The following is a 25,434-nucleotide window of genomic DNA, read 5'->3' on the forward strand; positions in this document are numbered from 1 at the left end:
GACAGAAAGTAACCTTTCTTTCCCTCTCAATTGTTCATGAGAAGACTTAGTCTTCAAGATTCATAAATCCAACGTACTGACGTTTCAATAGGTAACCTTCGAGTTGTTTCATACCTTCGATACCAGTTGAAATCAAGATCAAGAGAGATGTACCACCAAGCGCGATTGAGCTTGTAAGGTGCATAAACTGTTGAGCCGCAATTGGAGCCAATGAAATAAACGCGAGAAATACAGCCCCGATTGTTGCCAATCTCTTAAGCAATGAAGACATGTACTTTTCAGTCTCACGACCTGGACGAACACTAGGAATGTAAGACCCATTCTTTTGAAGATTTTCAGCAGTTTTTTCAGGATTTACTTGGACAAATGTGTAGAAGAATGAGAATAAGATAATCAATATCGCATAAGTAATCATTCCACTAGGTGTATTATACGAGAGTAGTCCTTGTAAGTGTGATAACCATGTAACCTTCGAGAAGAATGGAAGAATAGTACTAGGAATTGTTGTAATCGAGCTAGCAAAGATAACGGGAATAACACCAGCTGGATTTACTTTCAATGGAAGGTAAGAACTCGTTGGAGCCCCTTGAACCAATTTAGTATATTGAATTGGAATTTGATATTCTGCCTGTTGAACAAATGTCGTAAAGAAGACAATCGCCAAACCTACCACAATTAACAAAGCAACTATGATATATGAACGAGTCAATTCTCCTGAACGAACATTGACAAAGAAATCCTCGTAAATCGTTGAGAACATTTTTGGAATAGAAGCGATGATCCCTGAAAAGATAATCATTGACACACCATTACCAAAACCTTTATCTGTGATTTGTTCACCAAGCCATGTCACAATTATGCTACCAGCAGTTAGAATTGTCCCAATCAATAGGTAGGTTGAAACATTTGGTGTTTTAACCAATGAAATTGATGAGAGAGTATTAAAACTTGCTGTAATACCAATCGATTGAACAAAGGCTAAAACAAGAGTAATATAGCGAGTCGCTTGGTTCAATTTACGACGACCAACTTCCCCTTGTTTGCCCCACTCCACAAATTTCGGATAGATATCCATCTGCAAAAGTTGGACGATGATTGATGCTGTAATGTAAGGACTAACCCCCATCGAGAAGATTGAGAAGTTATTCATGGCATTACCAGACACCAAGTTAAGCATGTTCAAGAAAGGTAAATCACTTAATTGTTTCAAACTTTCCGCATTGATACCAGGAACTGTTACATGAGTCCCTACACGAAAAACGAAAATAATGAAGATTGTAAATAAAATCTTATTACGAACGTTTTTGACTTTCAATGCGTCTTTTAATAGTTTAAAGAACATAATGAGTTACCCCTCATTAGATGACTTCGATTGAACCACCTTTAGCAGTGATAGCTGCTTCAGCAGATTTTGAGAATTTAGCTGCTTTAACAGTCAATTTCTTAGTCAATTCGCCGTTACCAAGAACTTTAACGCCTGATTTTTCAGCACGAACGATTCCAGCTTCTTTAAGAACTGCTGGAGTTACTTCTGTACCATCTTCAAAGACGTTCAATTGATCAAGGTTTACAAGTGCGTATTCTTTAGCGTTGATGTTAGTGAATCCGCGTTTTGGAAGACGACGGAACAATGGAGTTTGTCCACCTTCAAATCCTGGACGTACGCCACCACCGCTACGAGCTTTTTGACCTTTTTGACCACGGCCTGAAGTTTTACCGTTACCAGATGAAGTACCACGACCTACACGGTTGCGGACTTTACGAGAACCTTCAGCAGGTTTCAATTCATGAAGTTTCATTATTATTTTCTCCTCTTTTTGTAAAATGCTAGCGCCTCTAATCAAGTAAGGTAGCTTGATTAGAAACTCGCCTATACATGAAATTCAGTTTAAGTCGCGAGGTAACCCTCACGACTTAAATCAATTTTTATTTAACGTCTTCTACAGTTACCAAGTGAGATACTGCGTTGACCATACCACGGATAGCAGCGTTGTCTTCTTTAACAACTGAGCTATTCAATTTACCAAGTCCAAGAGCAACAACTGTTTTACGTTGTTCTGGTTTGCGTCCGATTGGAGACTTAGTCAAAGTAATTTTAATTTGAGCCATTGTTATCTCCTTTCTTATGCCAAGTCAGATACTGAGATGCCACGAAGAGCCGCAACTTCTTCAGCACGTTTAAGTTGTTTCAATCCTTCAACAGTCGCACGAACGATGTTGATTGGAGTGTTTGAACCGAGTGATTTAGATGTTACATCAGCAACACCAGCCAATTCGATGACGGCACGAACTGCACCACCAGCGGCAACCCCAGCCCCTTCAACAGCTGGTTTCAACAATACTTTCGCTCCACCAAATTCTGAACGAACTTCGTGAGGAATAGTTGTACCAACCATAGGAACTTCGATAAGGTTTTTCTTAGCTGCTTCAACTGCTTTACGGATAGCTTCTGGAACCTCTTGAGATTTACCAGTACCAAATCCTACGCGACCATTACGGTCACCAACAACAACAAGAGCAGCAAAACGCATGTTGCGTCCACCTTTTACAACTTTAGTAACACGGTTGATAGCAACTACGCGTTCTTCAAGTTCTACTGCATTATCTTTAAATGCCATTATTAAGTGTCCTCCCTATTAGAATTTCAATCCGTTTTCACGAGCTGAGTCAGCCAAAGCTTTAACACGTCCGTGATAGAGATATCCACCGCGGTCAAACACCACTTCAGAAATACCTTTAGCTACTGCGCGTTCAGCAACAAGTTTACCGACAACAACGGCTTGTTCTGTTTTAGTTCCTTTAGAAACTTCTTTATCAAGAGTTGATGCACTTGCGAGCGTTACACCCGCTACGTCATCAATAACTTGAGCGTAGATGCCTGTATTAGAACGGAAAATGTTCAAACGTGGGCGATCAGCAGTTCCAGAGAGTTTTCCGCGAACGCGACGGTGGCGTTTTTGGCGGAGTTTGTTTTTATCTGGTTTCGAAATCACAATTTTCACCTCTTAATTATAATGCTAGCTCATGAGAGCTTTTGGTAAAGAGACAATCCACAAAGAATTGCCATAAGGATAAAATCCTTTTATTTACCAGTTTTACCTTCTTTACGACGTACGTATTCACCAACGTAACGAATACCTTTACCTTTGTAAGGTTCTGGTGAACGAAGGCTACGGATGTAAGCCGCTGTTTGACCAACAACTTCTTTGTTAATACCACTTACAACGATTGAAGTTGCAGATGGTACTTCAAAAGTAATACCTTCTGGAGCTTCAACTTCGTCTTGGTGAGATTTACCAACTGAAAGAACAAGTTTTGTTCCTTGGAGTTGCGCACGATATCCGACACCGCGCATTTCAAGTTCTTTTTTGAAACCTTCAGAAACACCAACAACCATGTTGTTCAAGTTTGCACGTGAAGTACCGTGGATTGTTTTGTTTTCTTTTGAGTCGTTTGGACGGTGAAGTGTAACTTCGTTGCCTTCAACTTTGATTTCAATGTTTTTGTTAAACTCACGAGTGAGTTCGCCTTTAGGTCCTTTAACAGTAACAACGTTATCATTGTTTGTTACTTCAACACCAGTAGGCAAAGTAATAACTTTATTACCAATACGTGACATAGTATTTAATTCTCCTGTTAGATTATCAAGCCACAAAGTGACTAGTTTTCACGGGGATGAGTTTCATAGAATATAATCAACGAAACTCGCACAAATCATTTGAGATAAGTGCTTAGTATCAACTTCTTACCAAACGTAAGCGATAACTTCTCCACCAACGTTCTTTTGACGAGCTTCTTTATCAGTCAAAAGACCTTCTGAAGTAGAGATGATCGCGATTCCAAGTCCGTTAAGAACTTTAGGAACATCTTCACGTTTAGAGTAAACACGAAGACCTGGTTTAGAAATACGTTTCAAGTTAGTGATAACACGTTCACCGTTTTGTCCGTATTTCAAGAATACGCGGATGATACCTTGTTTGTCATCTTCAATAACTTCAACATTTTTTACGAAACCTTCACGTTTAAGGATTTCAGCGATACCTTTTTTAATGTTTGATGCAGGTACTTCAAGTACTTCGTGTTTAGCTTGGTTAGCGTTACGAATACGTGTCAAGAAATCTGCAATTGGGTCAGTCATAACCATTTTATATTTTCTCCTCTTACTAGTAGTTTGAATAATTCACTTGCTAGTTAATGATTGAGCTAGGCTCAGATTGTGTTAAATACATTCAAATTAGGTAAAACTAACTTAAATGTACCATGTTTTTACCAAGAAGCTTTGGTAACACCTGGAATTTGACCTTTGTAAGCCAATTCACGGAAGCAAACACGGCAAAGTTTAAATTTGCGATAAACTGAGTGTGGACGTCCACAACGTTCGCAACGAGTGTAAGCTTGCGTAGAGAACTTCGCAGGGCGTTTGTTCTTAGCAATCATTGATTTTTTAGCCAATTTATTTACCTCCTAGATTATTTTGCAAAAGGCATTCCAAGGCCTTTAAGCAATTCACGACCTTCTTCGTCAGTGTTAGCAGTAGTTACGATAACGATATCCATACCACGTACTTTATCAACATCGTCGAAGTTGATTTCTGGGAAGATAAGTTGTTCTTTAACACCAAGTGTGTAGTTACCACGTCCATCAAATGATTTAGTTGGAACACCATGGAAGTCACGAACACGTGGAAGTGATACTGATACCAATTTATCCAAGAATTCGTACATGCGTTCACCACGAAGGGTAACTTTAGCACCGATCGCTACACCTTCACGAAGACGGAAGCCAGCGATTGATTTCTTAGCTTTAGTAATCAATGGTTTTTGACCTGAAATAAGTGCCAACTCAGCAGCAGCTTTTTCAAGAGTTTTAGCGTTGTTTACAGCTTCACCAACACCCATGTTGATAACGATTTTATCAACTTTTGGCACAGCCATAACTGAAGAATAATTGAATTTTTCAGTCAAAGCTGGAATTACTTCGTTAGTGTATTTTTCTTTAAGACGGTTAGCCATTTAATACTTTCTCCTTTCCTTCGTGATTAGTCAAGCACTTCGCCTGATTTTTTGTTGTAACGAACTTTTTTGCCGTCAACAACTTTGTAACCTACACGTCCAGCTACACCGTTCTTGTCAAGAACTTGAACGTTTGAAGCGTGGATTGGTGCTTCTTTTTCCACGATAGCACCTTGAGGGTTTTCAGCTGATGGTTTTTGGTGTTTTTTGATGATTGCAACACCTTCAACAACAACTTTGTTTACTTTTGGAAGAGCTTTAAGAACTACTGCTTCAGTTCCTTTGTCTTTACCAGCAATAACGCGAACTTTATCGCCTTTTTTTACAAACATTTGAGTATTTCTCCTATTATTTCTTACGCCCTAATGGGCACCCTGAACATTTCAGGGGACTAAGTTTGTGTTAATTCAGATTAAAGTACTTCTGGCGCCAAAGATACGATACGCATGTATCCACCTTCACGCAATTCACGTGCAACAGGGCCAAAAATACGAGTTCCACGAGGAGTTTTGTCATCGCGGATGATTACTGCAGCGTTATCATCAAACTTGATGTATGAACCGTCTGGACGGCGAGCACCAGTTTTTGTACGAACGATAACAGCTTTAACAACATCACCTTTTTTAACAGCTCCACCTGGTGTAGCTTGTTTAACAGTTGCAACGATAACGTCGCCGATGTTAGCGAATTTACGTCCTGAACCACCAAGAACTTTGATAGTCAAGATTTCACGAGCACCGCTATTATCAGCAACTTTTAAGCGACTTTCTTGTTGAATCATTTCAATTGTCTCCTTTTAGTTTTATTAGATAATAACAGCTTCTTCCACAACTTCTACAAGACGGAAGCGTTTTGTAGCTGAAAGTGGGCGAGTTTCCATGATACGAACGATATCGCCTTCTTTAGCAACGTTGTTTTCATCATGTGCTTTGTATTTTTTAGAATAGTTGATACGTTTACCATAGACTGGGTGGTTACGTTTAGTTTCAACTACAACTGTGATTGTTTTATCCATCTTGTCAGATACTACGCGTCCAACAAGGGTTTTACGTTGATTACGTTCCATTATTAGAATTGCTCCTTTCCCAATCTATTATTTGATTTCAGATTGCACAGTTTTAACACGTGCAATTTGTTTTTTCACTTCGTTCAAACGGGCAGTTTGATCAAGTTGACCTGCTGCAGCTTGGAAACGAAGGTCGAAAAGTTCTTTCTTAAGTTCGTTTTCTTTTTTAGCAAGCTCTTCTTGAGACAAGCCACGAAGCTCAGCAACAAACTTTTTGATTTCTTCAAGTTTCATGTCTTCTCCTTATTCTGCTTCACGTTTCACGAATTTACATTTAACTGGCAATTTGTGGCTAGCAAGACGAAGCGCTTCACGTGCAACTTCTTCAGAAACACCTGCGATTTCGAACATTACTTTACCACGTTTAACTGGTGCTACCCAACCTTCAGGTGCCCCTTTACCAGAACCCATACGTACACCGATAGCTTTAGCAGTGTATGATTTGTGTGGGAAGATCTTAATCCAAACCTTACCACCACGTTTCATGTAACGAGTCATGGCAATACGAGCAGCCTCGATTTGACGGTTTGTAATCCAGTGGCTAGTTGTAGCTTGAAGACCGTATTCACCGAATGATACTTCTTTACCACCTTTAGCCTCACCGCGCATTTTTCCACGGAATTCACGACGGTGTTTAACACGTTTAGGTACTAACATTTGTTATTTGCCTCCTTTAGTGTTTTTACGAGCTGGAAGAACTTCTCCACGGTAGATCCAAACTTTAACACCAAGTTTACCGTAAGTTGTGTCAGCTTCTTCCCAAGCGTAATCGATATCAGCGCGAAGTGTGTGAAGTGGAACTGTACCTTCAGAGTATCCTTCTGCACGGGCGATATCTGCACCGTTCAAACGACCTGATACTTGAGTTTTGATTCCTTTAGCTCCAGCACGCATTGCACGTTGGATAGCTTGTTTTTGTGCACGACGGAAAGCAACACGTTGCTCAAGTTGGCGAGCAATTGTTTCACCAACAAGGTGAGCGTCCAAATCAGGTTTCTTGATTTCAACGATGTTGATGTGTACTTGTTTTCCAGTCAATTTGTTAAGTTGAGCGCGAAGAGCGTCAACGTTTGATCCACCTTTACCGATAACCATACCTGGTTTTGCAGTGTGAAGTGAAACAATAACTTTGTTTACAGCACGTTCGATTTCAATAGTTGAAACTGAAGCGTCTGCAAGTTCTTTTTGAATGAATTTGCGGATTGCCAAATCTTCGTGAAGGTAATCTGCGTATTCTTTTTCAGCATACCATTTCGCATCCCAGTCACGGATGATCCCGACACGCATACCAATTGGATGTACTTTTTGACCCACGAGTTTACCTCCTTATTTTTCTGACACAACTACTGTTACGTGAGTTGTGCGTTTGTTGATTGGTGAAGCTGAACCTTTCGCACGTGGACGGAAACGTTTCATTGTTGGTCCTTCGTTTGCGAATGTTTCAGATACTACCAAGTTAGCTTTTTCCAAACCAAAGTTGTTTTCTGCGTTAGCGATAGCAGAGTTAAGAGTTTTCTCAACAATGCGAGCTGCTTTGTTTGGAGTGAATTTCAAGATTGCGATTGCATCAGCAACGTTCTTACCACGGATAAGATCAAGAACAAGACGTGTTTTACGAGGTGAAACACGCACTGTACGAGCCATTGCTTTAGCTGAAGTAATTTCTGCCATTGTGTCCTCCTCCTATTAACGACGTGTTTTCTTATCGTCAGCTGCGTGACCTTTGTAAGTACGAGTTGGTGCAAATTCACCAAGTTTGTGACCTACCATGTCTTCTTGGATGTAAACAGGAACGTGTTTACGTCCATCATAAACTGCGATAGTGTATCCGATGAAACTTGGGAAAATCGTTGAACGACGTGACCAAGTTTTAATTACTTTTTTCTTTTCGTCATTTGCTTGAGCTTCAACTTTTTTCATCAAATGCTCATCGACGAAAGGTCCTTTTTTAAGACTACGTCCCATTTTGTAGTTTTCTCCTTTAAATTGAATGTACCACAGCGGCTTGCACTAAGAAATGCTACCGAGTTGGCGGATGTTATGTGCTAAGCGACTAAATTATTTTTCGTTACGACGACGAACGATAAGTTTGTCAGATTTAGCTTTCTTGTTACGAGTTTTAAGACCAAGCGCAGGTTTACCCCATGGAGTAGATGGCGCTTTACGTCCAACTGGTGCTTTACCTTCACCACCACCGTGTGGGTGATCGTTAGGGTTCATTACAGAACCACGAACTGTTGGGCGAATACCTTTCCAGCGATTACGGCCGGCTTTACCAAGGTTGATAAGTGATTGTTGTTCGTTACCTACAGTACCGATAGTTGCACGACATGTACCAAGAACCATACGAACTTCACCTGATTGAAGACGAACAAGTACGTATTTACCTTCTTGACCCAAAACTTGAGCAGAAGCACCAGCGGCACGGATAAGTTCAGCACCTTTACCTGGTTGAAGCTCGATGTTGTGGATAACTGTACCAACTGGGATGTTTGCAAGTGGAAGAGCGTTACCAATCTTGATATCCGCATCTGGACCTGAAACGATACGTTGACCTACTTCAAGACCTTTAGGTGCGATGATGTAAGCTTTAACCCCGTCAGTGTAGTGTACAAGAGCGATGTTTGCAGTACGGTTTGGATCATACTCAATTGTTTTAACAACTGCTTCAACGCCATCTTTGTTACGTTTGAAGTCAATCAAACGGTAGTGACGTTTGTGTCCGCCACCTTGGTGACGTACAGTGATACGACCGTTGTTGTTACGACCAGCTTTGTTCTTAAGAGAAACAAGCAATGATTTTTCAGGAGTGCTTGTAGTGATTTCTGCGAAATCCAAAGAAGTCATGTTACGACGGCCATTTGTCGTTGGTTTATAAACTTTAATACCCACGTTAATTTCTCCTTTGATTATTCAGCTTCAGCTGCAAACAACTCGATTGCTTTAGAATCAGCTGTAAGAGTGATGATAGCTTTTTTAGTTTTTGAAGTGAAACCAGTGTAACGTCCAACACGTTTTTGTTTTGGTTTAACAGTTACAGTGTTCACGCTAGCAACTTTAACACCTTCAAATGCAGCTTCAACTGCTTGTTTGATCAAGAGTTTGTGTGCACGTGTATCAACTTCGAAAGTGTATTTTCCTGCTTCAAGAGCAATCATAGATTTCTCAGTGATAACAGGTTTTTTGATTACGTCATACAAATTCATTATGCAAGAACCTCCTCGATTGATGAGATAGCTTCTTTAGTAACAAGAAGTTTATCTGCGTTTACGATATCAAGTACGCTTGCAGTTGCAGGAGTTGCAACAGTTACGTTTGCAAGGTTACGTGCTGAAAGTTCAGCGAATTTGTTTCCTTCTTCAACGATAACAAGTACTTTAGAATCGATGCTAAGAGCTGAAAGAACGTTTGCGAATTCAGCAGTTTTTGGAGCTGCAAATGAAAGAGCTTCAACTGCTACAAATTTATCTTCTGCAACTTTAGCTGAGTAAACAGATTTCAATGCAAGGCGACGAACTTTTTGTGGAAGTTTGTATCCGTAAGAACGTGGAGTTGGTCCGAAGACAACACCACCACCACGCCATTGTGGTGAGCGGATAGAACCTTGACGAGCACGTCCAGTTCCTTTTTGACGCCATGGTTTACGTCCACCACCTGATACTGCTGAACGGTTTTTAACCGCGTGAGTACCTTGGCGAAGGCTAGCACGTTGGCTGATTACGACATCAAATACTACTGATTCGTTTGGTTCGATACCGAAGATAGCGTCGTTAAGTTCAACTGTGCTAACTTCTTTACCAGTTTGGTCAAATAGTTTTACGTTTGCCATTTTTAACTGATTTCTCCTTTCTTATTATTTAGCAGCTTTAACTGCTGATTTGATAGTGATAAGAGATTTCTTAGCACCTGGTACGTTACCTTTGATAAGGATAACGTTTTTCTCTGGGATAACTTGTACAACTTCAAGATTTTGAATTGTCACACGGTTACCACCCATACGTCCTGCCAAGTGTTTGTTTTTGAAAACACGGTTAGGCGCAACAGGTCCCATTGAACCTGGACGACGGTGGTAACGAGAACCGTGAGCCATAGGTCCGCGTGATTGACCGTGGCGTTTGATAACACCTTGGAAACCTTTACCTTTTGAAGTACCAGTTACGTCAACAACATCTCCAGCTTCGAATGTGTCAACAGTGATTTCTGATCCAACTTCCAAGCCTTCAATGTTTTTGAATTCACGAATGAAGCGCTTAGGAGCTGTGTTAGCTTTCGCTACGTGGCCTTTGGCAGGTTTGTTGCTCAATACTTCGCGTTTGTCGTCAAAACCAACTTGAACTGCTTCGTAACCGTCTGTTTCAACAGTTTTAACTTGAAGCACAACGTTTGGAGTAGCTTCGATGACAGTAACAGGGATAAATTCACCTGCTTCAGTGAAGATTTGAGTCATTCCCACTTTTTTCCCTAAGATTCCTTTTGTCATGAGAAAATATTTCCTTTACTTTATTGTTTTTTCAAAAAGTTTTTTATGAGCGTTTTTTATGCTCAAAAAAGTTTTTAACGAGCGTTTTTTATGCTCATTGAATCAAACTTTAAATTAAAGTTTAATTTCTACGTTCACACCACTTGGAAGATCAAGTTTCATCAAAGCGTCAACTGTTTTTTGAGTTGGGTTGATGATGTCGATAAGACGTTTGTGTGTACGCATTTCAAATTGTTCGCGAGAATCTTTATATTTGTGAGTCGCACGAATAATTGTGTAGAGACTACGTTCAGTTGGAAGTGGAACTGGTCCAGCAACTGTCGCACCTGTGCGAGTTGCAGTTTCTACGATTTTTTCAGCCGCTGTATCAAGCGTACGGTGTTCGTAAGCTTTCAAACGGATACGAATTTTTTTGTTTGCCATTTTTTCTCCTCTTTCGTCTATTTAAGATAATAGGCTAGCTCCTCAAGAAAACCAACACGGATTGCGTGGCAGTGCAACCAGGCGTGTCGCAACCTCTTGTATCATAGCTAAGCGCTGTATTTACAGCACCATAATATAATAACAAAAGAACCCACTCATTGCAAGGGATTTTTTAAGTTTTTTTCTTTTTTCTTTATTTTCTTTTTGACTAAACAAAAAAATCCACCTTCGATGGATTTTTTATCAACTTTCTTTACTGTAGTCGTACCCCATGTGTTCATAGGCTTTAACCGTTGCAACACGTCCTGTTCGTGTTCGCATAATAAATCCTTTTTGAATTAGATAGGGTTCATACATATCTTCTACCGTTTCTCGCTCTTCAGCAATATTAACTGACAAGGTCCCTAGACCAACCGGTCCCCCACCATACATCTCAATCATGGTTCGGAGAATTTTTTGGTCGACATAATCTAGTCCTTCATGGTCCACATCCAACATAGTCAACGCCTTGTCTGCAATCTTATCATCAATGATGCCATCACCCATAATTTGTGCATAGTCTCTCACACGCTTAAGTAGGCGGTTAGCAATACGTGGCGTTCCACGACTACGACGTGCTAACTCTAGGGCAGCCTCAGGTGTTATAGTCATATCAAAGATTTCTGAAGTGCGTTCTATAATTTCCTTCAAATCTGGTAACTCATAATATTCCATATGACCATTAATCCCAAAACGAGCCCTCAATGGATTTGACAACATACCTGCTCGTGTGGTTGCACCCACTAAAGTGAACGGTGGTAACTCTAGGTGAACACTACGACTTGTTTCACCTGCACCAATCATGATATCGATGTAGTAATCTTCCATAGCACTATAAAGTACTTCTTCCACTGCCATAGGCATTCGATGAATCTCATCAATAAATAAGATATCACCTGGCTCCAAGTCATTTAGTATGGCAACCAGATCTCCAGCCTTCTCAATTGCTGGCCCAGACGTCTGCTTTAAATTGACGCCCATCTCATTAGCTATCACAAAAGCCATGGTCGTTTTCCCTAAACCTGGAGGACCAAACAAAAGAGTATGATCCAATGCTTCATCACGAAGTTTAGCTGCCTCTATAAAAATCTTTAATTGGTCCTTAACCTTATCTTGACCAATATATTCCTTAAAGTACTGAGGACGAAGGGTACGCTCAACATACTCTTCATCTCCTAGTAAATCATTATCTAATATTCTTGCCATAGGCTTATTTTAGCACAAAACAAAAAATGCAGTCAAAATTTGTCCATAAAAAAGAAGACAAGACTTGCCTTCTCTTTTGATTATTTCTTACCACCCTTAACTGGTGCCTTATCAGCTTTCTCTATAGCTTCTTTAATTGTCTTAGTATAGAGTTTAGCACCACGGTTAATAGAGTCGCTATCAGATCCAAAGTGAACCCCATCTGTACCATTCCAGATAGAAATATTTTCTTTAGCCACTTGATACCAGTCAGCAACCGTCACAAAGTCGTATTTCTTAGCCATCTCTAACTCATACTTACGTAACTGAATCAAAGATTGGGCCTCATTACCAGATTTACTACCATTATATGGTGTCACAAAGATAATATGGTGACCCTTAGGTAAATTCTTGATGATTTTATTAATAACGCCTTTATAGTCGTCAATCTCATTAACACCACCAGCAATGACAACATCTTTAGCAAGAGCATTACTATCCGCGTAATCTTTAAGCAAATCATTGATTGTTGATAGGTTACGACTGACAACTGCATCTATAGCGACATTATCAATACTTGATTCCAGCTGATCTTTTGATCTAAGAGCTACGGAGTCCCCTAAAACTGTCACTCCCTTATTCACACCAAATGAAGTAGCCTGACTGTTTTCCGCATTGGTACGCGTTAATTTCATCTTAGTCTGAGCTTGCGACAAACCATTAGCTTCTAAATCTTTCTCAAAGTTCCCTACAGCTGGCGCAAAGAGAGAAATAAGCACTGTAATTAAAGTAAGACCACTAAAAACATAAAGCACAATATGTCGGTACGGCGTCAAGTCTAAATCTATTCCAAAGAGACTGGCCTTTCTTCCTGCAATAAATGGCTCTATTATATAGTAGGAAAGTGTTGCGAAAACAATTGACAGAATCGTTGTCAGAATGACTGCAATAATATTATTGGTCAATTGACTAAAGATAATATATAGTGGCCAGTGAAAAAGATAGACACTATAGCTAATCTCTGCCAAATAACTAATAAGAGCAGGCTCTGATTTTCCAGGCAATTTCTCATGGAGGACACGGGCAGAGTAAATCATAACAGCCGTGAACAAACTAGCTAAAACAAAACCAAATAGATAGGTAATGCGTTCCTCAAAATGGAGAACTAGGCCCAACAATACGAGCAAGGCAAAACTTCCTACCATATAAAGGACCGTCTTTTTCAGAGTCCAAAGGCGTATATTTTTCTTGAACCTAGCGGTCGTTTCATACACACCTGAAAGTGTCGCAAAGAGCGAACCTAGGAAAAACGGATAGGCATGCGTAATTGATGAGAAATATAAGCGAGAAAAACTATCAACAAAGAAAGCACTAATAAACATTGATAGAAAACTCACCATAAAGCAGGCAAGAGATACCATAAAGACTAGGCTTCTAAATTGATTTTGATGTTTAACACGCTTAGCTAGGAACCAAAGCAAGGCACCCCAAAGAATATAATAGTGAACCTCAATAGCCAGACTCCATGTATGGAGGTAAATATGCTGGTTAAACTGGTTCTCATAATTTCCCCCGGTCAAAATCTCATAATAGTTAGTTACAAAACCGATAACAGAGGTGATTTGACGTCCAATACCTGCAATAAAATCATTTCGAACCAAGAGTGCCAAAGGAGTGCAGATAAGAACCATCAACACAAGTGGTGGTACTATCCGGTAGAAGCGTCGTCGCATAAAACCAAGGTAATCAATGCGATGCGTCCTAGATACCTCATCAATCAAAAGTGCTGTAATCAAATACCCTGAGAAGGTAAAGAAGACATCAACACCGATGAATCCCCCAGGAAGGATACTTGGGAAGAAATGATAGATCAGAACCAAAAGAAGTCCTGTCACACGAATATAAGAAAACCAGTTAATTCTCATCCTTTAAAAATCCCCTGTTTAAATTTTCCTTTGTAGGTAACCTTATTTTCAGTAGTCAATTTTCCTTGACCATCAGCTTGACCAGACTTGAACTCTCCTTGATAAATCCAACCCTCATGAGATTTGAAGGTTCCTTGACCATTAAAGGAACCATTCTTAAATTCTCCCGTATAGGTATCACCATTATCATAGGTCAAAGTTCCTTGACCATTCAAACGATAGTTCTGCATCTGACCTTTATAGGCAATCTTAGTCCCATCAATCTTGATAGAATGTTGCGTTTTTATAGTCACCAAAAACAAGGACAGGGCGCATAAAATAATAACCCCTACTGTAATACGCTCAAATTGATTTCGGTCAATATCAATATTTTTAAAATCAAAATCCTTTAGTTGTTTAAAATTCATTATCTATCCTTAATCCACTGTAACCAATCTCGACAACCTGCAGTTACCAATTTGTATGTTTCTTCAAAGTCACCTGTATACCATGGGTCCGGAACTCCACCAGGTCTGAAAAGCTTGATTTTATCGTCATAACGCCCTGCAGATATCTGTAGAAGATCCTCAACATTTGACTCATCCATTCCCACAACTAAATCAAAGAACTCAAAATCACCCTGACTAATCTGTTGTGAGCCCTTGGAAGAGTCAAAAGAAATAGCATATTTCCTTAAAATCTTTTGGGTTCCTTGATGAACTGGATTTCCATGCTCCCATGAAGATGTCGCGCGACTTTCGATATGCAAAGACTTTTCTTGGTCCAGCTCTCTCATCACAAATTCTGCCATTGGGCTACGACAAATATTCCCCAGACAAACAAATACAATCTTATTCATTATTCACCTCTTGCCCAAAACTATTAAGAGATATGCTCACTTATTTTCTTCGTCAAAATTATGAACACACTTTTAAATCATGAAAGTAGGTTCTCATTAATTTTCATTTAATCAATCCATATTATACCGAAAAACTAATCAAATAGAAAGGTTTCTTTCCTAATCATATCGAAAAATTAGTAACCTTTTTTAACAGTTGCAGCATTCATATTAATCTATATGTTTAAGGCGTGAGAAAAGAGAACCTAGTTTCCTAGATTCTCCTTTTGTTGGCTTTAGATATTTGACCAAACACTTTCAAGAATGTTTGTTTGTTCACGTCCTGGTCCTACAGAGAAAGTAGAGATACGTACACCTACCAATTCACCAACACGACGAACATAATTACGAGCATTTTCAGGAAGCTCATCTAAACTACGGCAACCTGTGATGTCTTCTTCCCAACCTGGCAATTCTTCATAGATTGGTTTACAGCGTTTCAATTGCTCAAGACTAGCTGGGTAGTAATCAATACGCTCACCATCAAGATCATAAGCTACACAAATTTTTACAGTGTCAAGACCTGAGAGAACATCGATACAGTTCAAGCTGAGGTTTGTGATACCTGATACACGACGGCTATGGCGCATCACCACTGAGTCAAACCATCCTACACGACGTGGACGTCCAGTTGTTGTTCCATATTCATGACCAACTTCACGGATGCGTTCACCCACTTCATCAAATAACTCAGTTGGGAAAGGACCATCACCAACACGACTCGTATAGGCCTTACATACACCAACGACCTTGTTGATTTTAGATGGACCAACACCTGAACCGATTGTAACACCACCCGCAACTGGGTTTGATGACGTTACAAATGGGTAAGTACCTTGGTCAATATCAAGCATAACCCCTTGAGCTCCTTCAAAGAGGACACGTTTGCCTGCATCAAGAGCGTCGTTCAAGATTACAGATGTATCTGTGACATATTGCTTAATTTGTTGTCCATAAGCATAGTACTCTTCAAAAATCTCTTCGAATGATAATTCTTCAGATTCATACATCTTACTGAAAAGACGGTTTTTCTCAGCTAAGTTTGTTTTCAAACGATCAGCAAAGATTTCTTTGTCCAAAAGGTCTGCAATACGGATACCTACACGCGCAGCCTTATCCATATAGGCAGGACCAATACCTTTGTTAGTTGTACCAATCTTATTATCACCTTTAGCAGCTTCTTGCAGTTGATCAAGTTTAATATGGTACGGCAAGATAACGTGCGCACGGTCAGAAATACGAAGGCTCTCTGTTGACACACCTTCGGCATGAAGATATTCCAACTCTTTGACAAGTGATTTAGGATTGACCACTACACCGTTCCCGATAACAGAGATTTTCTCTGGGAAGAAAATACCTGATGGAATCAAGTGCAATTTAAATTTCTTACCATCGATAACAATCGTGTGACCTGCATTGTCTCCACCTTGATAACGTGCGATCACTTCGGCATCTTGACTTAGGAAATCTGTAATTTTCCCTTTACCTTCATCACCCCACTGGGTACCCACAACAACTACTGATGTCATATTATTTTGATAACGGACAGCTCCACCTTTACGAGGCTGTCCCCACCTTTCTTGAAAAACTTCACGGTGGGAATTTCACCCACAAGTTTCGCGTTACAGTTTATTATAGCAGAAAAAAGGCTATTTGTTCAACGTTGAAAGCGCTTCTTACGAAATATTCTGACAGTTATGTCTCGGTTTGCGACTGGTTGCTTACTGTGTATTTTATGTAAAACTACCAGCTATTTTATGACTAAATAATTCTACTAGCTATTTAACCTGCTTCATATAATGATTTAACTGCCTTTGATTCTTTAAAATAATTGTCTTGTCAGAATAATTTTTAATAACTACATTATATTGCTCGACATATTTTTTAGAACGTCCGTCTAATAAAATCCATTTCACAAATGCAAAATCAAATTTTTCATTACAGTCTTCTGCCATGCTAGGACGTGTCTTTCCCCTATATGTTAAATAGCGCCTAAATGCCCGATAGAGACAATTAACTCTGTTAAAGTTGAAATAGACAATACAGTCAGCTTCCCTCATGCGTTCTTCATAAAGACAGGCCGAGTAATTCCCTTCAATAATCCAATCACGTTGTAGCATAAATGTTGATATATCGTCAGTCATTTCATCAACTGTTCGCTCTTGCCAATTTGATGTGAAATGAATTTTATCTAAATGAAGAACCTCACAATTGTAGTGTTGACCTAAAAAGTTTGCCAAAGTAGACTTTCCAGAGCCGCTATAGCCAATGATTGCAATTTTCAATACAGGTCTCCTTTTTCAATTCTGTTTCCTGACTAATATCATAACACAAAGCATATATCTTAGAAGGAATTATCATTTGGAACAACTCTCGTTTGGACAAACAAGCACGTAAAGTTCTGTTTAAAGTGAGTTCTTTCTTAGAAAAATAAAAAAAAGAGACCTACAATCAAGTCTCTTTTCGATATTAAACTGCCCCCTACATGGATTTGTAAGAACTTTTCATATTGAAAATAAACAAAAATGTTGAAATATAGCTGATTTTAGGGAAATACTTTTAGGTGTTTTCAATGTCAGGATTTAAAAATGGGGCAAAAGTGGGGCAAAAACGAATGACTCGTATTTTGTTTGAAAACCTATAATACCTAATGATTATGCTATTCTAGATATATAGTTTTGTTATAAATAAATGTCAGTGCGAGATCAAATTGGAGGATAAAATGGAAAAACAAATTAATGAAAAAAAAGCCTTGGTTCCCAAAGCTTTTTTATGTTATAAACTCATTAAAAGAACCCCCAGTTAGATTTGGAATATTTTTTATTCTGTGTCACATAAAAATAAATAAAATGAATGGCTATAGCTAGAGCGAAGATGGTTGCAATACTCAGCACTATTGTAGGATTCGAAGCGAAAACCAAAGAGAGAATCAAGGCAGCCAGATAGAGTGTCGCTTGGACACAGTAGTAACTTTTCGAATAGCGAAGATAGTGTTTGTTATGGGGCCCATTTACTAGGACAGCAGCTTGAAAGAGGCCAAATCCGATATAAGAGAAGCTGGTTGCAAAGAGACGATTAGCTTCAGGATTCTGAAGAAATCCCATCGATACAGTCATCATCATAAGTCCAATGAAAATAGGATAGTGACTGTAAATTAGAAATAGCCCCTTTTGATTAGATTTTTCATCAATAGCATGGTCGAATTGACCAAAATAAAACAAGAACAGAGAAATCATAATAATGAAATAAAGAACCGAATAAATCGAGAAATTCTCGATTGTAAAGAAGTTAGCTAGCTCCGTAATCATCTCTCCAAACATAATAATGACAAGAAGGGAGATGCGCTCGATTAAATGGGGGAGATTTACCTGGTAATGCTTATCTTTATTAAGCAAGATACTTGGCATAATAAATGTTAGCAGAATACTAGCATAAAGGATATAGACTCCAATGTAAATAGGAAGAAGAGCTGCTAGATAGATTTCTAAAATTCGTAGACCTGTTATCCATAGAAAACCTTTGATACTTTCCCTATGAACATTATCGGTTGATTTTTTAAAAAACTCAACCAAATATTGAAAAAATAAGGTAAGGGTTAATGTACCAATAGCCCAACAGACATAATGAAAATATTGTTGCCAATCAGGTCCAATCATATTGGCTATAAAGAGTAAAATTCCCATTTTGATAAACATGATTACTATGTTAAATAAAGAGTTCTTTCCATAGCGATTGGTATAATCGGTTTGAATCATCCAGGAATCGATGAGAATCAAAGTAGCAATGAGAAAATCAAGGAAAGAATTCCAAGTCAAAATACCGTTATGAAGATGGTCAATTAAAGTAGTTACTTTTGAAATTGCAAAAACAAAAACTAAGTCATAAAAAAGTTCTGAAAATTCTACACGTTTATGTTTAATAAGAGTTGCCATCTTAAGACCTTTCTATTCTAGAAGTACAATTTATTATAACAGAAAATGGTAATGAGAGAAAAGGAGATGCTTAAATAACTTCATGTGACGCGAATTGTCAAAACCTTGGAGCACATTTACCTCATGTACCAACTCACAGGCAGAGTGTTTGATGATTGATAATGAAGAATAAGATTTTACAATAGAAAAGCGAGGATATCCTCGCTTTTTTTATTTAATCTAATAGCTCCTTATTTTCAATTAAGAGCTCTAGTGGAGATTTATCTCTTGCTTCAATAAAACCAGGTTCATATTGGGTATGAAGTGTTCTTTTCTGAGAAGTTGGATCAATATACAACTCTTTTCCATCTTCTGTGTATAGTTGGTTGCCTCTTGTTAGGTAAAGTAAATCCTCTAAGTACTGTCCATCAGTATGTAGGAAATGCTCGATGTATTTGACAGCTTTTAAGATTTCACTTACTTTATCAGAGTATTCATTAGATTCAAGAACACTCTTTTCTAACTCAATCTCTTTACTCGTTCCAAAGAGTTGGGTTGGAGTTGCATTAAAATATTCTGCTATCTTATCCAAATTTGCAAAGGTAGGATAGCTTTTTTGTTTTTCGTAATCAGAGATGGACTGTTTACCGATTCCTAATTACCTCAGTCTCTTCAGTCTGTTAATTTTTTTTCGAAAATTTCTCTTTAATATTAGCTTTCAATTTATCAAATTTTTCACGACGAGCTTCTTTTTTATCCGCAATTAAGCGAGCTTTAGCTTGATGCTCTAAATCTTCTTGAATTTTGAGAGCTGACTCTATTTCTGCCGCAACAGTAGCGACATCCCACCTAGCAATGTGAACCTGATACTTTTCAAAAATAGAATTTAAAACAGATTCATCATTTTCTTGTACAAGTGCAATAATAGCTACTTCGCCATTTGTCAACTTATTACTAACGGTTGTAATTAATACCGAATTGGCCAATTCTTTGTCTGAACCAACGGAGGCGCCAATTGCTCCACCAGCAGCAAAACCAAAGAGAACACCTAGTGGTCCACCTAAAATTCCGATTAAACTACCAATTAATCCGCCTTCGAAATAATCATCTCCTAGGGAATCCATCAAATCAAAGCTATCTTTGACGTTAACAACACCATTTTCAGCTTTTACAATTGAAGCCTGAGCTAATTTTGTATTTTCAGTTTGACCAAACTGTTTTAATTCTGAAAAGGCCTGAAAGGCTTCACTTTCAATATCAAAAATTGAGACAACAACATTTTCCATGGGCTTACACTCCTTTATTACTTTATAGAGATAGAATAAAATCTCCTATATTTAGTAGTACAAAATACTGCTACACAAGGTGAATTATAGCATACAATAATCTTTTATGTAATATACAATATTTTACAAAGAGATTGAGGTTTTATTACAAAACTTATATTCTATAAATTAGACAACTTTAAAATTTTGATTAAAAAGAAAGATTTGGATAGAGCTGTTGGTAGACTTAGGAAATTTTAAGAACATGCATTAGTTAAACTCAAAATACAAGAAAAGCCTAAAAAGACTATACTGTAAGTGACAAAACAAAACAGGAGGATAGTCCAAATGAGCCACTTACATTAGTCCTGTGAAATACAGAACTAAATCCTTCACTTAAATTACTTGTCTAACTTTTTGGGGTCAGTACAAACAGTGCTTTTTTTGTTGAAATCGCAAAGAATCTAAGCTTTCTTTTTGCAGATAACATTCGCTCTTTTATTTTCAGTATGATTGAGTCGATGCCCCGTTCTCGACCGGTTATTATTGCAACTTATCGAATGCTAGAGCACTATGCCATCACTTTTTGGAAGAATACTTAGAGCAATTCTACGTAGAATGGAATGCGAAAAAGTGATAATTAAAGAGACGAAAAAGCTGAGAATATGATTTCCCAGCTTTTTTGAATGCGATAGAAATAGCAACTAGACTATTTACGAAAGGCCTCAATAATGTAGGTGAAGCCAGTAACTAAAAATGAAAAGGCAATGACATAAACGACAAAGACACCTGTAGCCACTGGATTGAACAGAATCACTAGACCTAGTAAAAATACAAGCAAGGCTACCCACGTGATATTGCTACCAATAATAGGGAAAATCAATCCTAGACGTTTGCCTTTAAAGAAAGCAATAATGGCTTCTACAATTAACCAAATTCCTACAATGGTCGGAATGACGACCGGCAGGGTCACAAAGCCATAAGCAACGAGGTAAAGAGCTAAGAGAAGACTAACAAACCCTTGGAAAAGATAAACAGGTGAGCGAAGCTCTTTTGGTGCAGAGAAATAGCCTAAAATAGCTGCTATAGAAGAAACCAGTAAATCAAATGCAATCCACCAGCTGTAAGCAACAAGATTAGCTACTGGGTTTGTAAATAGGAAAAGTCCTAAAAGGACAAAAACAACTCCTGCAAGGAATAGCAGTAAACGATTAGAAAATTTCATTTCAATACCCCCTATATAGTATAGTCTGATAATTAAACTATTATACTTATTTTTATAGAAAATGTCAATAAAATAAATAAACAATTTGGAAGTTTCAGTCTGACTTACAAAAAGAAAAGGAGTTTCCACTCCTTTTCACAGATTGAAGACAAAGTCCTTTATAGTATAGTCTGATAATTAAACTATTATACTTATTTTTATAGAAAATGTCAATAAAATAAATAAACAATTTGGAAGTTTCAGTCTGACTTACAAAAAGAAAAGGAGTTTCCACTCCTTTTCACAGATTGAAGACAAAGTCCTTATAAAAGTGTCTTCTAAAGATTTTAACTTCAATCTGAAGCGAGGTTATCCTCGCTTTTTCTATTTATCAAACAATTCCTTATTTTCAATTAAGAGTTCTAGTGGAGATTTATCCCTTGCTACAATAAAACCAGGTTCATATTGGTTATGAAGTGTTCTTTTCTGAGAAGTTGAATCAATATACAACTCATCTCCATCTTCTGTGTATAGTTGGTTGCCTCTTGTTAGGTAAAGTAAATCCTCTAAGTACTGTCCATCAGTTTCTAGAAAATCTTCGATGTATTTGACAGCTTTTAAAATCTCACTTACTTTATCAGAGTATTCATTAGATTCAAGAACACTCTTTTCTAACTCAATCTCTTTACTCGTTCCAAAGAGTTGGGTTGGAGTTGCATTAAAATATTCTGCTATCTTATCCAAATTTGCAAAGGTAGGATAGCTTTTTTGTTTTTCGTAATCAGAGATGGACTGTTTACCGATTCCTAAATCTTCAGCTAGTTGAGTTTGGCTTACTCCTTTTTCTATGCGTAGTCGTGCCAAATTGGGTCCAAAATTTTGAATAATAAAGGTCATGGGAAACTCCTATTTTTATTTTTAACTTATTTTATCACCTATAAACTTACAAATCAAGTTTTTAGTTGACTAATTAAAATATTTTTTATAAAATATATTTATAACTTATAAATAAGTTATAAATAATACAAAATAGCTCGTAAGTTTAGGATTGGTGAGTGGGGAGGAAGTTGAGGACAAGACGATGACTTATGACTATTCGAAGCCTTGGAGCTAGAAATTGTGTGGACAAGGACAAGGGACGAGCCTGACGGGAAGTCAGGCGAAGTCCTGCAGACTGCCGTCCAGACAATTTCTAGCCAAGCAAAAGCTGGCTATTCTAACAGCCAGCAAAAAGGTACACTTAGGGCAACGCCCAAAGAACGACGGAACGAGCGAACGTTGATTTGACGGTGTTTCTGAGACCTAAAAAATCAAAAAGAAGGGGGGACAATTTTGTTGGTTTCTTTACAAGATTTAAGAAGCATTCAAGAACGATGTGATGTAGGAGAATTAGTACAGATGTTAGATGTCAGTATTGATAGATTAACGGTTATCTGGGATACAGACATTGGTTCCCTAAGACAAATTTTTAAAAATCTGAAACAGGCAATAAGTACAAGAGTTGATTCATTTGAAATACATGATAACGTACGAGATGATGTCTTTACTTTAGCTAAAGATTTTAATGAGTATGATTCAATCAATATTATATTTTTTCAATTATCCACTTATGGAAATGAACAATTGATTCGAATTGATTTCAATCCTAATACTTTAAAAGAATTTGATGGAATGAAAGTATGGAGGCAATTAATGTACTTTGCTAGATTGAATTCATTGACAGTACGTTTGTCTCGTTTTGATTTGGCATTTGACATTTTCAATAGGCCTGAAATCGTTAATTTGCAACATATTAAAGGTGGTGTTACCCATAAGGTCTTCTATGGTAGAGGGGGTGAATTAGAGACGAAATATTGGGGTTCTAGCGGTAGTAATGTACAAGTTAGGTTATATGATAAGAATAAAGAAATCATTGCTCACAAGCGCGATGAGAAGCTAGATTTGGCTGTAAATCCGTTTTGGTGGAGACTGGAATTCCAACTTAGAACCAAAGCGATTGGTGAGGAGATGGTCCAAGATGTTATGAATCGACTTGATAATTTCGGATTTTATAAGCTAGATCATATTCGAGTGGATCAAAGAGCCTTTACAATTATCTTTCTCAACAATCCTGAACTGTTATCATTAGCTTTTCCAAATTTAAAATCTGACAGCATCAAAAAGAAAAAAACAAGAGTCCGCAAATTATTGAGAGAAGAAACGAACCAATTTGCGGAAGAATTAAAAGAAGTATTAATACAGAATCTCCCTAAATTAAATACAGAATTAAAACTACTTGTAGGCGAGTTTCTGAATTTAGAAAATAATTAAGGAGGATAACTATGGATAATAATTTAATTAGTAACAAAGAATTAATTGAAATGGGCTATCGCCCTCATACAGCGAATGATATCATTCATCAGGCAAGAGAATTACTTGTATCACGAGGCTATACATTTTATAATCGCAAACGTTTGATGGTTGTTCCAAAAAGTGTTGTAAATGAGATTCTAGGAACAGAGGTGGCGTAATATGGCAAGTGTTCGTTATCGAAAGCGAGGAGATAGTAACTTATGGACCTATGAAATTCGTAACGAAGGAAAAACTGTTGCTCATAATAGCGGTTTTAAAACAAAAAAACTTGCAGAGTCAGAAGCTGAACCGATTCTGCAAGAACTTCGTTTAGGGAAAAGAATTTCTAGAGATATTTCTCTTGTCGATCTATATCAAGAATGGCTTGAACTAAAAATTCTACCGAGTAGTAGGTCGGAAGAGACAAAGAAAAAATATCTTCTCCGTAAAAACACAATTGAAAGATTATTTGGAAATAAAAAAGTCACTCAAATTCGTGCGAGTGAATACCAAAGAATTATGAATAAGTATGGACAAACAGTTGGTAGAAATTTTCTTGGTAGATTGAATACTGGAATTCATCAGAGCATCCAAATGGCAATTGCTGACAAAGTTCTAATAGATGATTTTACACAACATGTCGAGTTGTTTTCATCCAAAGAACAACAGATGACAGAAGAGAAATATTTACATACAGAAAAGGACTATCTGGATTTACTTTTAGCAGTAAAGAGAAAATTCGATTACCAACGTTCAATTGTTCCTTATATCGTCTATTTTCTATTAAAAACAGGCATGAGGTTTGGAGAGTTAGTAGCGTTAACTTGGAATGAGGTTGATTTTGACAGAGGATTGTTAAAAACATACAGGAGGTATAATACTCTCTCTCATAAGTTTGTTCCACCAAAAAATAAAACGTCTATTCGGATGGTTCCGATAGACGAAGAGTGTATCAAAATTTTGCGCCTTTTACAAACGGAGCAAGAAAGATCAAACATGGAGTTAGGAATCAAAAATCGATATCGAATGATCTTTCAACATTTTGGATATATTCATTCAGTTCCAGATATTGCAAGCGTCAATAAAGCTTTGAGTGTTCTCTTAAATGAGTTGGACATTTATCCAATTATCACGACAAAAGGAGCACGTCACACCTATGGAAGCTACCTCTGGCACAAAGGTTTTGACCTTGGAGTTATTGCAAAAATTCTAGGGCATAGAGATATTTCAATGTTGGTAGAAGTATATGGACACACTTTAGAAGAGAAAATTTTTGAGGAATTTAATCAAATCAGAGATATCTGGAAAGATTGCTCATAAAAAAATGTGGGGCAAACGATGGGGCAAATGCTCTTAAGACAAGCAAAAAAGCCTTGGTTATCAAGGCTTTTACTGTTGAAGTTTGATGCCCCCTACAGGGCTCGAACCTGTGACCCATGGATTAAGAGTCCACTGCTCTACCAACTGAGCTAAGGAGGCTGGATGCTGTATTGGTACCGATGATCCACCGTTTGTATTGAACCCGCGACGTAAAAAAGCAGGTGGGCGACTCGCTACTAACTTCAGTTGCTTCTGGGTGAGCCAGCCTGCACACTGTTAATAGACCTCTGTCTCCCGATAATACAAAAATTAGTCGGTCAACACTTATATGTGGATTCGTATACCACAGCAATTTCTATGTTTTTATAATACCACTTTTGAAAATTATTGCAAGAG

General features: G+C 37.9%; 37 protein-coding genes, 1 tRNA gene and 1 other RNA gene. 4 read left to right on the top strand and 35 right to left on the bottom strand.

Annotation, left to right across the window (positions count from 1 at the left end; genetic code table 11):
* Positions 1-46: 46 nt before the first annotated feature.
* From secY to NYE32_RS09885, 33 genes are all read right to left on the bottom strand, one after another.
* Positions 47-1,342, bottom strand: coding sequence for a preprotein translocase subunit SecY (gene secY, locus NYE32_RS09725; protein WP_002892081.1), 1,296 nt, complete (start codon positions 1,340-1,342; stop codon positions 47-49).
* Positions 1,343-1,358: 16 nt separating this feature from the next.
* The gene (rplO, locus tag NYE32_RS09730; RefSeq protein WP_002885849.1) at positions 1,359-1,799 is read right to left on the bottom strand and encodes a 50S ribosomal protein L15; all 441 of its coding nucleotides are present in this window, start codon (positions 1,797-1,799) and stop codon (positions 1,359-1,361) included.
* Positions 1,800-1,926: 127 nt separating this feature from the next.
* Positions 1,927-2,109, bottom strand: a complete 183-nt coding sequence (rpmD, locus tag NYE32_RS09735; protein WP_002885773.1) for a 50S ribosomal protein L30 — start codon at positions 2,107-2,109, stop codon at positions 1,927-1,929.
* A 14-nt stretch (positions 2,110-2,123) separates the two neighbouring features.
* A complete protein-coding gene (rpsE, locus tag NYE32_RS09740; protein WP_002885626.1) occupies positions 2,124-2,618 on the bottom strand; it encodes a 30S ribosomal protein S5 in 495 nt (164 codons plus the stop codon).
* An 18-nt stretch (positions 2,619-2,636) separates the two neighbouring features.
* Entirely contained in the window at positions 2,637-2,993 is a 357-nt protein-coding gene (gene rplR / locus NYE32_RS09745; RefSeq protein WP_002885810.1) for a 50S ribosomal protein L18, read from the bottom strand.
* An 89-nt stretch (positions 2,994-3,082) separates the two neighbouring features.
* Positions 3,083-3,619, bottom strand: coding sequence for a 50S ribosomal protein L6 (gene rplF / locus NYE32_RS09750; protein ID WP_155214006.1), 537 nt, complete (start codon positions 3,617-3,619; stop codon positions 3,083-3,085).
* A 126-nt stretch (positions 3,620-3,745) separates the two neighbouring features.
* A complete protein-coding gene (rpsH, locus tag NYE32_RS09755) occupies positions 3,746-4,144 on the bottom strand; it encodes a 30S ribosomal protein S8 (protein WP_002885642.1) in 399 nt (132 codons plus the stop codon).
* 122 nt (positions 4,145-4,266) lie between these two features.
* On the bottom strand, positions 4,267-4,452 hold the full coding sequence (locus tag NYE32_RS09760) for a type Z 30S ribosomal protein S14 (RefSeq protein ID WP_001085699.1): 186 nt from the start codon (positions 4,450-4,452) through the stop codon (positions 4,267-4,269).
* 17 nt (positions 4,453-4,469) lie between these two features.
* Entirely contained in the window at positions 4,470-5,012 is a 543-nt protein-coding gene (gene rplE, locus NYE32_RS09765) for a 50S ribosomal protein L5 (protein WP_002887058.1), read from the bottom strand.
* 26 nt (positions 5,013-5,038) lie between these two features.
* A complete protein-coding gene (rplX, locus tag NYE32_RS09770; RefSeq protein WP_002885874.1) occupies positions 5,039-5,344 on the bottom strand; it encodes a 50S ribosomal protein L24 in 306 nt (101 codons plus the stop codon).
* An 80-nt stretch (positions 5,345-5,424) separates the two neighbouring features.
* Positions 5,425-5,793: a 50S ribosomal protein L14 gene (rplN, locus tag NYE32_RS09775; RefSeq protein WP_002885711.1), complete on the bottom strand. Its 369-nt coding sequence runs from the start codon at positions 5,791-5,793 to the stop codon at positions 5,425-5,427.
* Positions 5,794-5,817: 24 nt separating this feature from the next.
* Positions 5,818-6,081, bottom strand: coding sequence for a 30S ribosomal protein S17 (rpsQ, locus tag NYE32_RS09780; RefSeq protein WP_232585530.1), 264 nt, complete (start codon positions 6,079-6,081; stop codon positions 5,818-5,820).
* A gap of 24 nt (positions 6,082-6,105) precedes the next feature.
* Positions 6,106-6,312 carry a 50S ribosomal protein L29 gene (gene rpmC, locus NYE32_RS09785; protein ID WP_002885754.1) on the bottom strand — a complete coding sequence of 69 codons (207 nt, stop codon included), beginning with the start codon at positions 6,310-6,312 and terminating at the stop codon, positions 6,106-6,108.
* 9 nt (positions 6,313-6,321) lie between these two features.
* Positions 6,322-6,735, bottom strand: a complete 414-nt coding sequence (gene rplP, locus NYE32_RS09790; protein WP_000960950.1) for a 50S ribosomal protein L16 — start codon at positions 6,733-6,735, stop codon at positions 6,322-6,324.
* A 3-nt stretch (positions 6,736-6,738) separates the two neighbouring features.
* A complete protein-coding gene (gene rpsC / locus NYE32_RS09795) occupies positions 6,739-7,392 on the bottom strand; it encodes a 30S ribosomal protein S3 (RefSeq protein WP_002885727.1) in 654 nt (217 codons plus the stop codon).
* A 12-nt stretch (positions 7,393-7,404) separates the two neighbouring features.
* Entirely contained in the window at positions 7,405-7,749 is a 345-nt protein-coding gene (rplV, locus tag NYE32_RS09800) for a 50S ribosomal protein L22 (RefSeq protein ID WP_002887063.1), read from the bottom strand.
* Between the two features lie 15 nt (positions 7,750-7,764).
* Entirely contained in the window at positions 7,765-8,043 is a 279-nt protein-coding gene (gene rpsS / locus NYE32_RS09805; RefSeq protein WP_000533765.1) for a 30S ribosomal protein S19, read from the bottom strand.
* Positions 8,044-8,136: 93 nt separating this feature from the next.
* Positions 8,137-8,970, bottom strand: a complete 834-nt coding sequence (rplB, locus tag NYE32_RS09810) for a 50S ribosomal protein L2 (RefSeq protein WP_002887065.1) — start codon at positions 8,968-8,970, stop codon at positions 8,137-8,139.
* A 17-nt stretch (positions 8,971-8,987) separates the two neighbouring features.
* Complete coding sequence (locus NYE32_RS09815) at positions 8,988-9,284, bottom strand: 50S ribosomal protein L23 (protein WP_002887066.1); 297 nt, start codon at positions 9,282-9,284, stop codon at positions 8,988-8,990.
* Positions 9,284-9,907 carry a 50S ribosomal protein L4 gene (rplD, locus tag NYE32_RS09820; protein WP_002885795.1) on the bottom strand — a complete coding sequence of 208 codons (624 nt, stop codon included), beginning with the start codon at positions 9,905-9,907 and terminating at the stop codon, positions 9,284-9,286. Before rplD ends, NYE32_RS09815 begins: the two co-directional genes overlap by 1 nt.
* 24 nt (positions 9,908-9,931) lie before the next feature.
* The gene (gene rplC / locus NYE32_RS09825) at positions 9,932-10,558 is read right to left on the bottom strand and encodes a 50S ribosomal protein L3 (protein WP_002885755.1); all 627 of its coding nucleotides are present in this window, start codon (positions 10,556-10,558) and stop codon (positions 9,932-9,934) included.
* 114 nt (positions 10,559-10,672) lie between these two features.
* Positions 10,673-10,981 carry a 30S ribosomal protein S10 gene (rpsJ, locus tag NYE32_RS09830; protein ID WP_002885653.1) on the bottom strand — a complete coding sequence of 103 codons (309 nt, stop codon included), beginning with the start codon at positions 10,979-10,981 and terminating at the stop codon, positions 10,673-10,675.
* Positions 10,982-11,224: 243 nt separating this feature from the next.
* On the bottom strand, positions 11,225-12,226 hold the full coding sequence (ruvB, locus tag NYE32_RS09835; RefSeq protein ID WP_156685141.1) for a Holliday junction branch migration DNA helicase RuvB: 1,002 nt from the start codon (positions 12,224-12,226) through the stop codon (positions 11,225-11,227).
* Between the two features lie 80 nt (positions 12,227-12,306).
* Positions 12,307-14,130 carry an acyltransferase family protein gene (locus NYE32_RS09840; RefSeq protein WP_014635144.1) on the bottom strand — a complete coding sequence of 608 codons (1,824 nt, stop codon included), beginning with the start codon at positions 14,128-14,130 and terminating at the stop codon, positions 12,307-12,309.
* Complete coding sequence (locus tag NYE32_RS09845; protein ID WP_156685140.1) at positions 14,127-14,537, bottom strand: hypothetical protein; 411 nt, start codon at positions 14,535-14,537, stop codon at positions 14,127-14,129. The genes NYE32_RS09840 and NYE32_RS09845 overlap by 4 nt, the downstream gene beginning before the upstream one ends.
* Positions 14,537-14,968, bottom strand: a complete 432-nt coding sequence (locus NYE32_RS09850; protein ID WP_156685139.1) for a low molecular weight protein-tyrosine-phosphatase — start codon at positions 14,966-14,968, stop codon at positions 14,537-14,539. The genes NYE32_RS09845 and NYE32_RS09850 overlap by 1 nt, the downstream gene beginning before the upstream one ends.
* Before the next feature lie 275 nt (positions 14,969-15,243).
* The gene (locus NYE32_RS09855; RefSeq protein ID WP_037601293.1) at positions 15,244-16,536 is read right to left on the bottom strand and encodes an adenylosuccinate synthase; all 1,293 of its coding nucleotides are present in this window, start codon (positions 16,534-16,536) and stop codon (positions 15,244-15,246) included.
* Positions 16,537-16,785: 249 nt separating this feature from the next.
* Positions 16,786-17,292, bottom strand: a complete 507-nt coding sequence (locus tag NYE32_RS09860) for a DNA topology modulation protein (RefSeq protein WP_022495839.1) — start codon at positions 17,290-17,292, stop codon at positions 16,786-16,788.
* A gap of 501 nt (positions 17,293-17,793) precedes the next feature.
* Entirely contained in the window at positions 17,794-18,939 is a 1,146-nt protein-coding gene (locus tag NYE32_RS09865) for a low temperature requirement protein A (protein ID WP_339157014.1), read from the bottom strand.
* 214 nt (positions 18,940-19,153) lie between these two features.
* Positions 19,154-19,570: a helix-turn-helix transcriptional regulator gene (locus NYE32_RS09870; protein ID WP_071788307.1), complete on the bottom strand. Its 417-nt coding sequence runs from the start codon at positions 19,568-19,570 to the stop codon at positions 19,154-19,156.
* Between the two features lie 28 nt (positions 19,571-19,598).
* The gene (locus NYE32_RS09875) at positions 19,599-20,204 is read right to left on the bottom strand and encodes a DUF1269 domain-containing protein (RefSeq protein WP_002916827.1); all 606 of its coding nucleotides are present in this window, start codon (positions 20,202-20,204) and stop codon (positions 19,599-19,601) included.
* 688 nt (positions 20,205-20,892) lie between these two features.
* Positions 20,893-21,408 carry a DUF308 domain-containing protein gene (locus tag NYE32_RS09880; RefSeq protein WP_037611159.1) on the bottom strand — a complete coding sequence of 172 codons (516 nt, stop codon included), beginning with the start codon at positions 21,406-21,408 and terminating at the stop codon, positions 20,893-20,895.
* 363 nt (positions 21,409-21,771) lie between these two features.
* Positions 21,772-22,284 (bottom strand): helix-turn-helix transcriptional regulator, encoded by a 513-nt coding sequence (locus tag NYE32_RS09885; protein ID WP_339157015.1) that lies wholly within the window; start codon positions 22,282-22,284, stop codon positions 21,772-21,774.
* 207 nt (positions 22,285-22,491) lie between these two features.
* Between NYE32_RS09885 and NYE32_RS09890 the strand changes: the two genes are divergently transcribed.
* From NYE32_RS09890 to NYE32_RS09905, 4 genes are read left to right on the top strand one after another with little or no spacing between them, the layout of a single operon-like run.
* A complete protein-coding gene (locus tag NYE32_RS09890; protein ID WP_003095815.1) occupies positions 22,492-22,674 on the top strand; it encodes a hypothetical protein in 183 nt (60 codons plus the stop codon).
* A gap of 45 nt (positions 22,675-22,719) precedes the next feature.
* The gene (locus NYE32_RS09895; protein WP_339157016.1) at positions 22,720-23,697 is read left to right on the top strand and encodes a replication initiation protein; all 978 of its coding nucleotides are present in this window, start codon (positions 22,720-22,722) and stop codon (positions 23,695-23,697) included.
* An 11-nt stretch (positions 23,698-23,708) separates the two neighbouring features.
* Positions 23,709-23,897: a DUF3173 domain-containing protein gene (locus NYE32_RS09900; RefSeq protein ID WP_000369785.1), complete on the top strand. Its 189-nt coding sequence runs from the start codon at positions 23,709-23,711 to the stop codon at positions 23,895-23,897.
* Between the two features lies 1 nt (position 23,898).
* On the top strand, positions 23,899-25,038 hold the full coding sequence (locus NYE32_RS09905) for a site-specific integrase (RefSeq protein ID WP_175057851.1): 1,140 nt from the start codon (positions 23,899-23,901) through the stop codon (positions 25,036-25,038).
* An 86-nt stretch (positions 25,039-25,124) separates the two neighbouring features.
* On the opposite strand, the gene NYE32_RS09910 is transcribed toward NYE32_RS09905, so the two are convergent.
* A tRNA-Lys gene (locus tag NYE32_RS09910) sits at positions 25,125-25,197 on the bottom strand.
* A non-coding RNA gene (ssrS, locus tag NYE32_RS09915) (6S RNA) lies at positions 25,198-25,393 on the bottom strand.
* Positions 25,394-25,434 lie beyond the last annotated feature (41 nt).

Origin of the sequence: Streptococcus sp. FSL R7-0248 (assembly GCF_037967965.1) — a bacterium.
In the GTDB taxonomy this organism is placed as follows: Bacteria; Bacillota; Bacilli; order Lactobacillales; family Streptococcaceae; genus Streptococcus.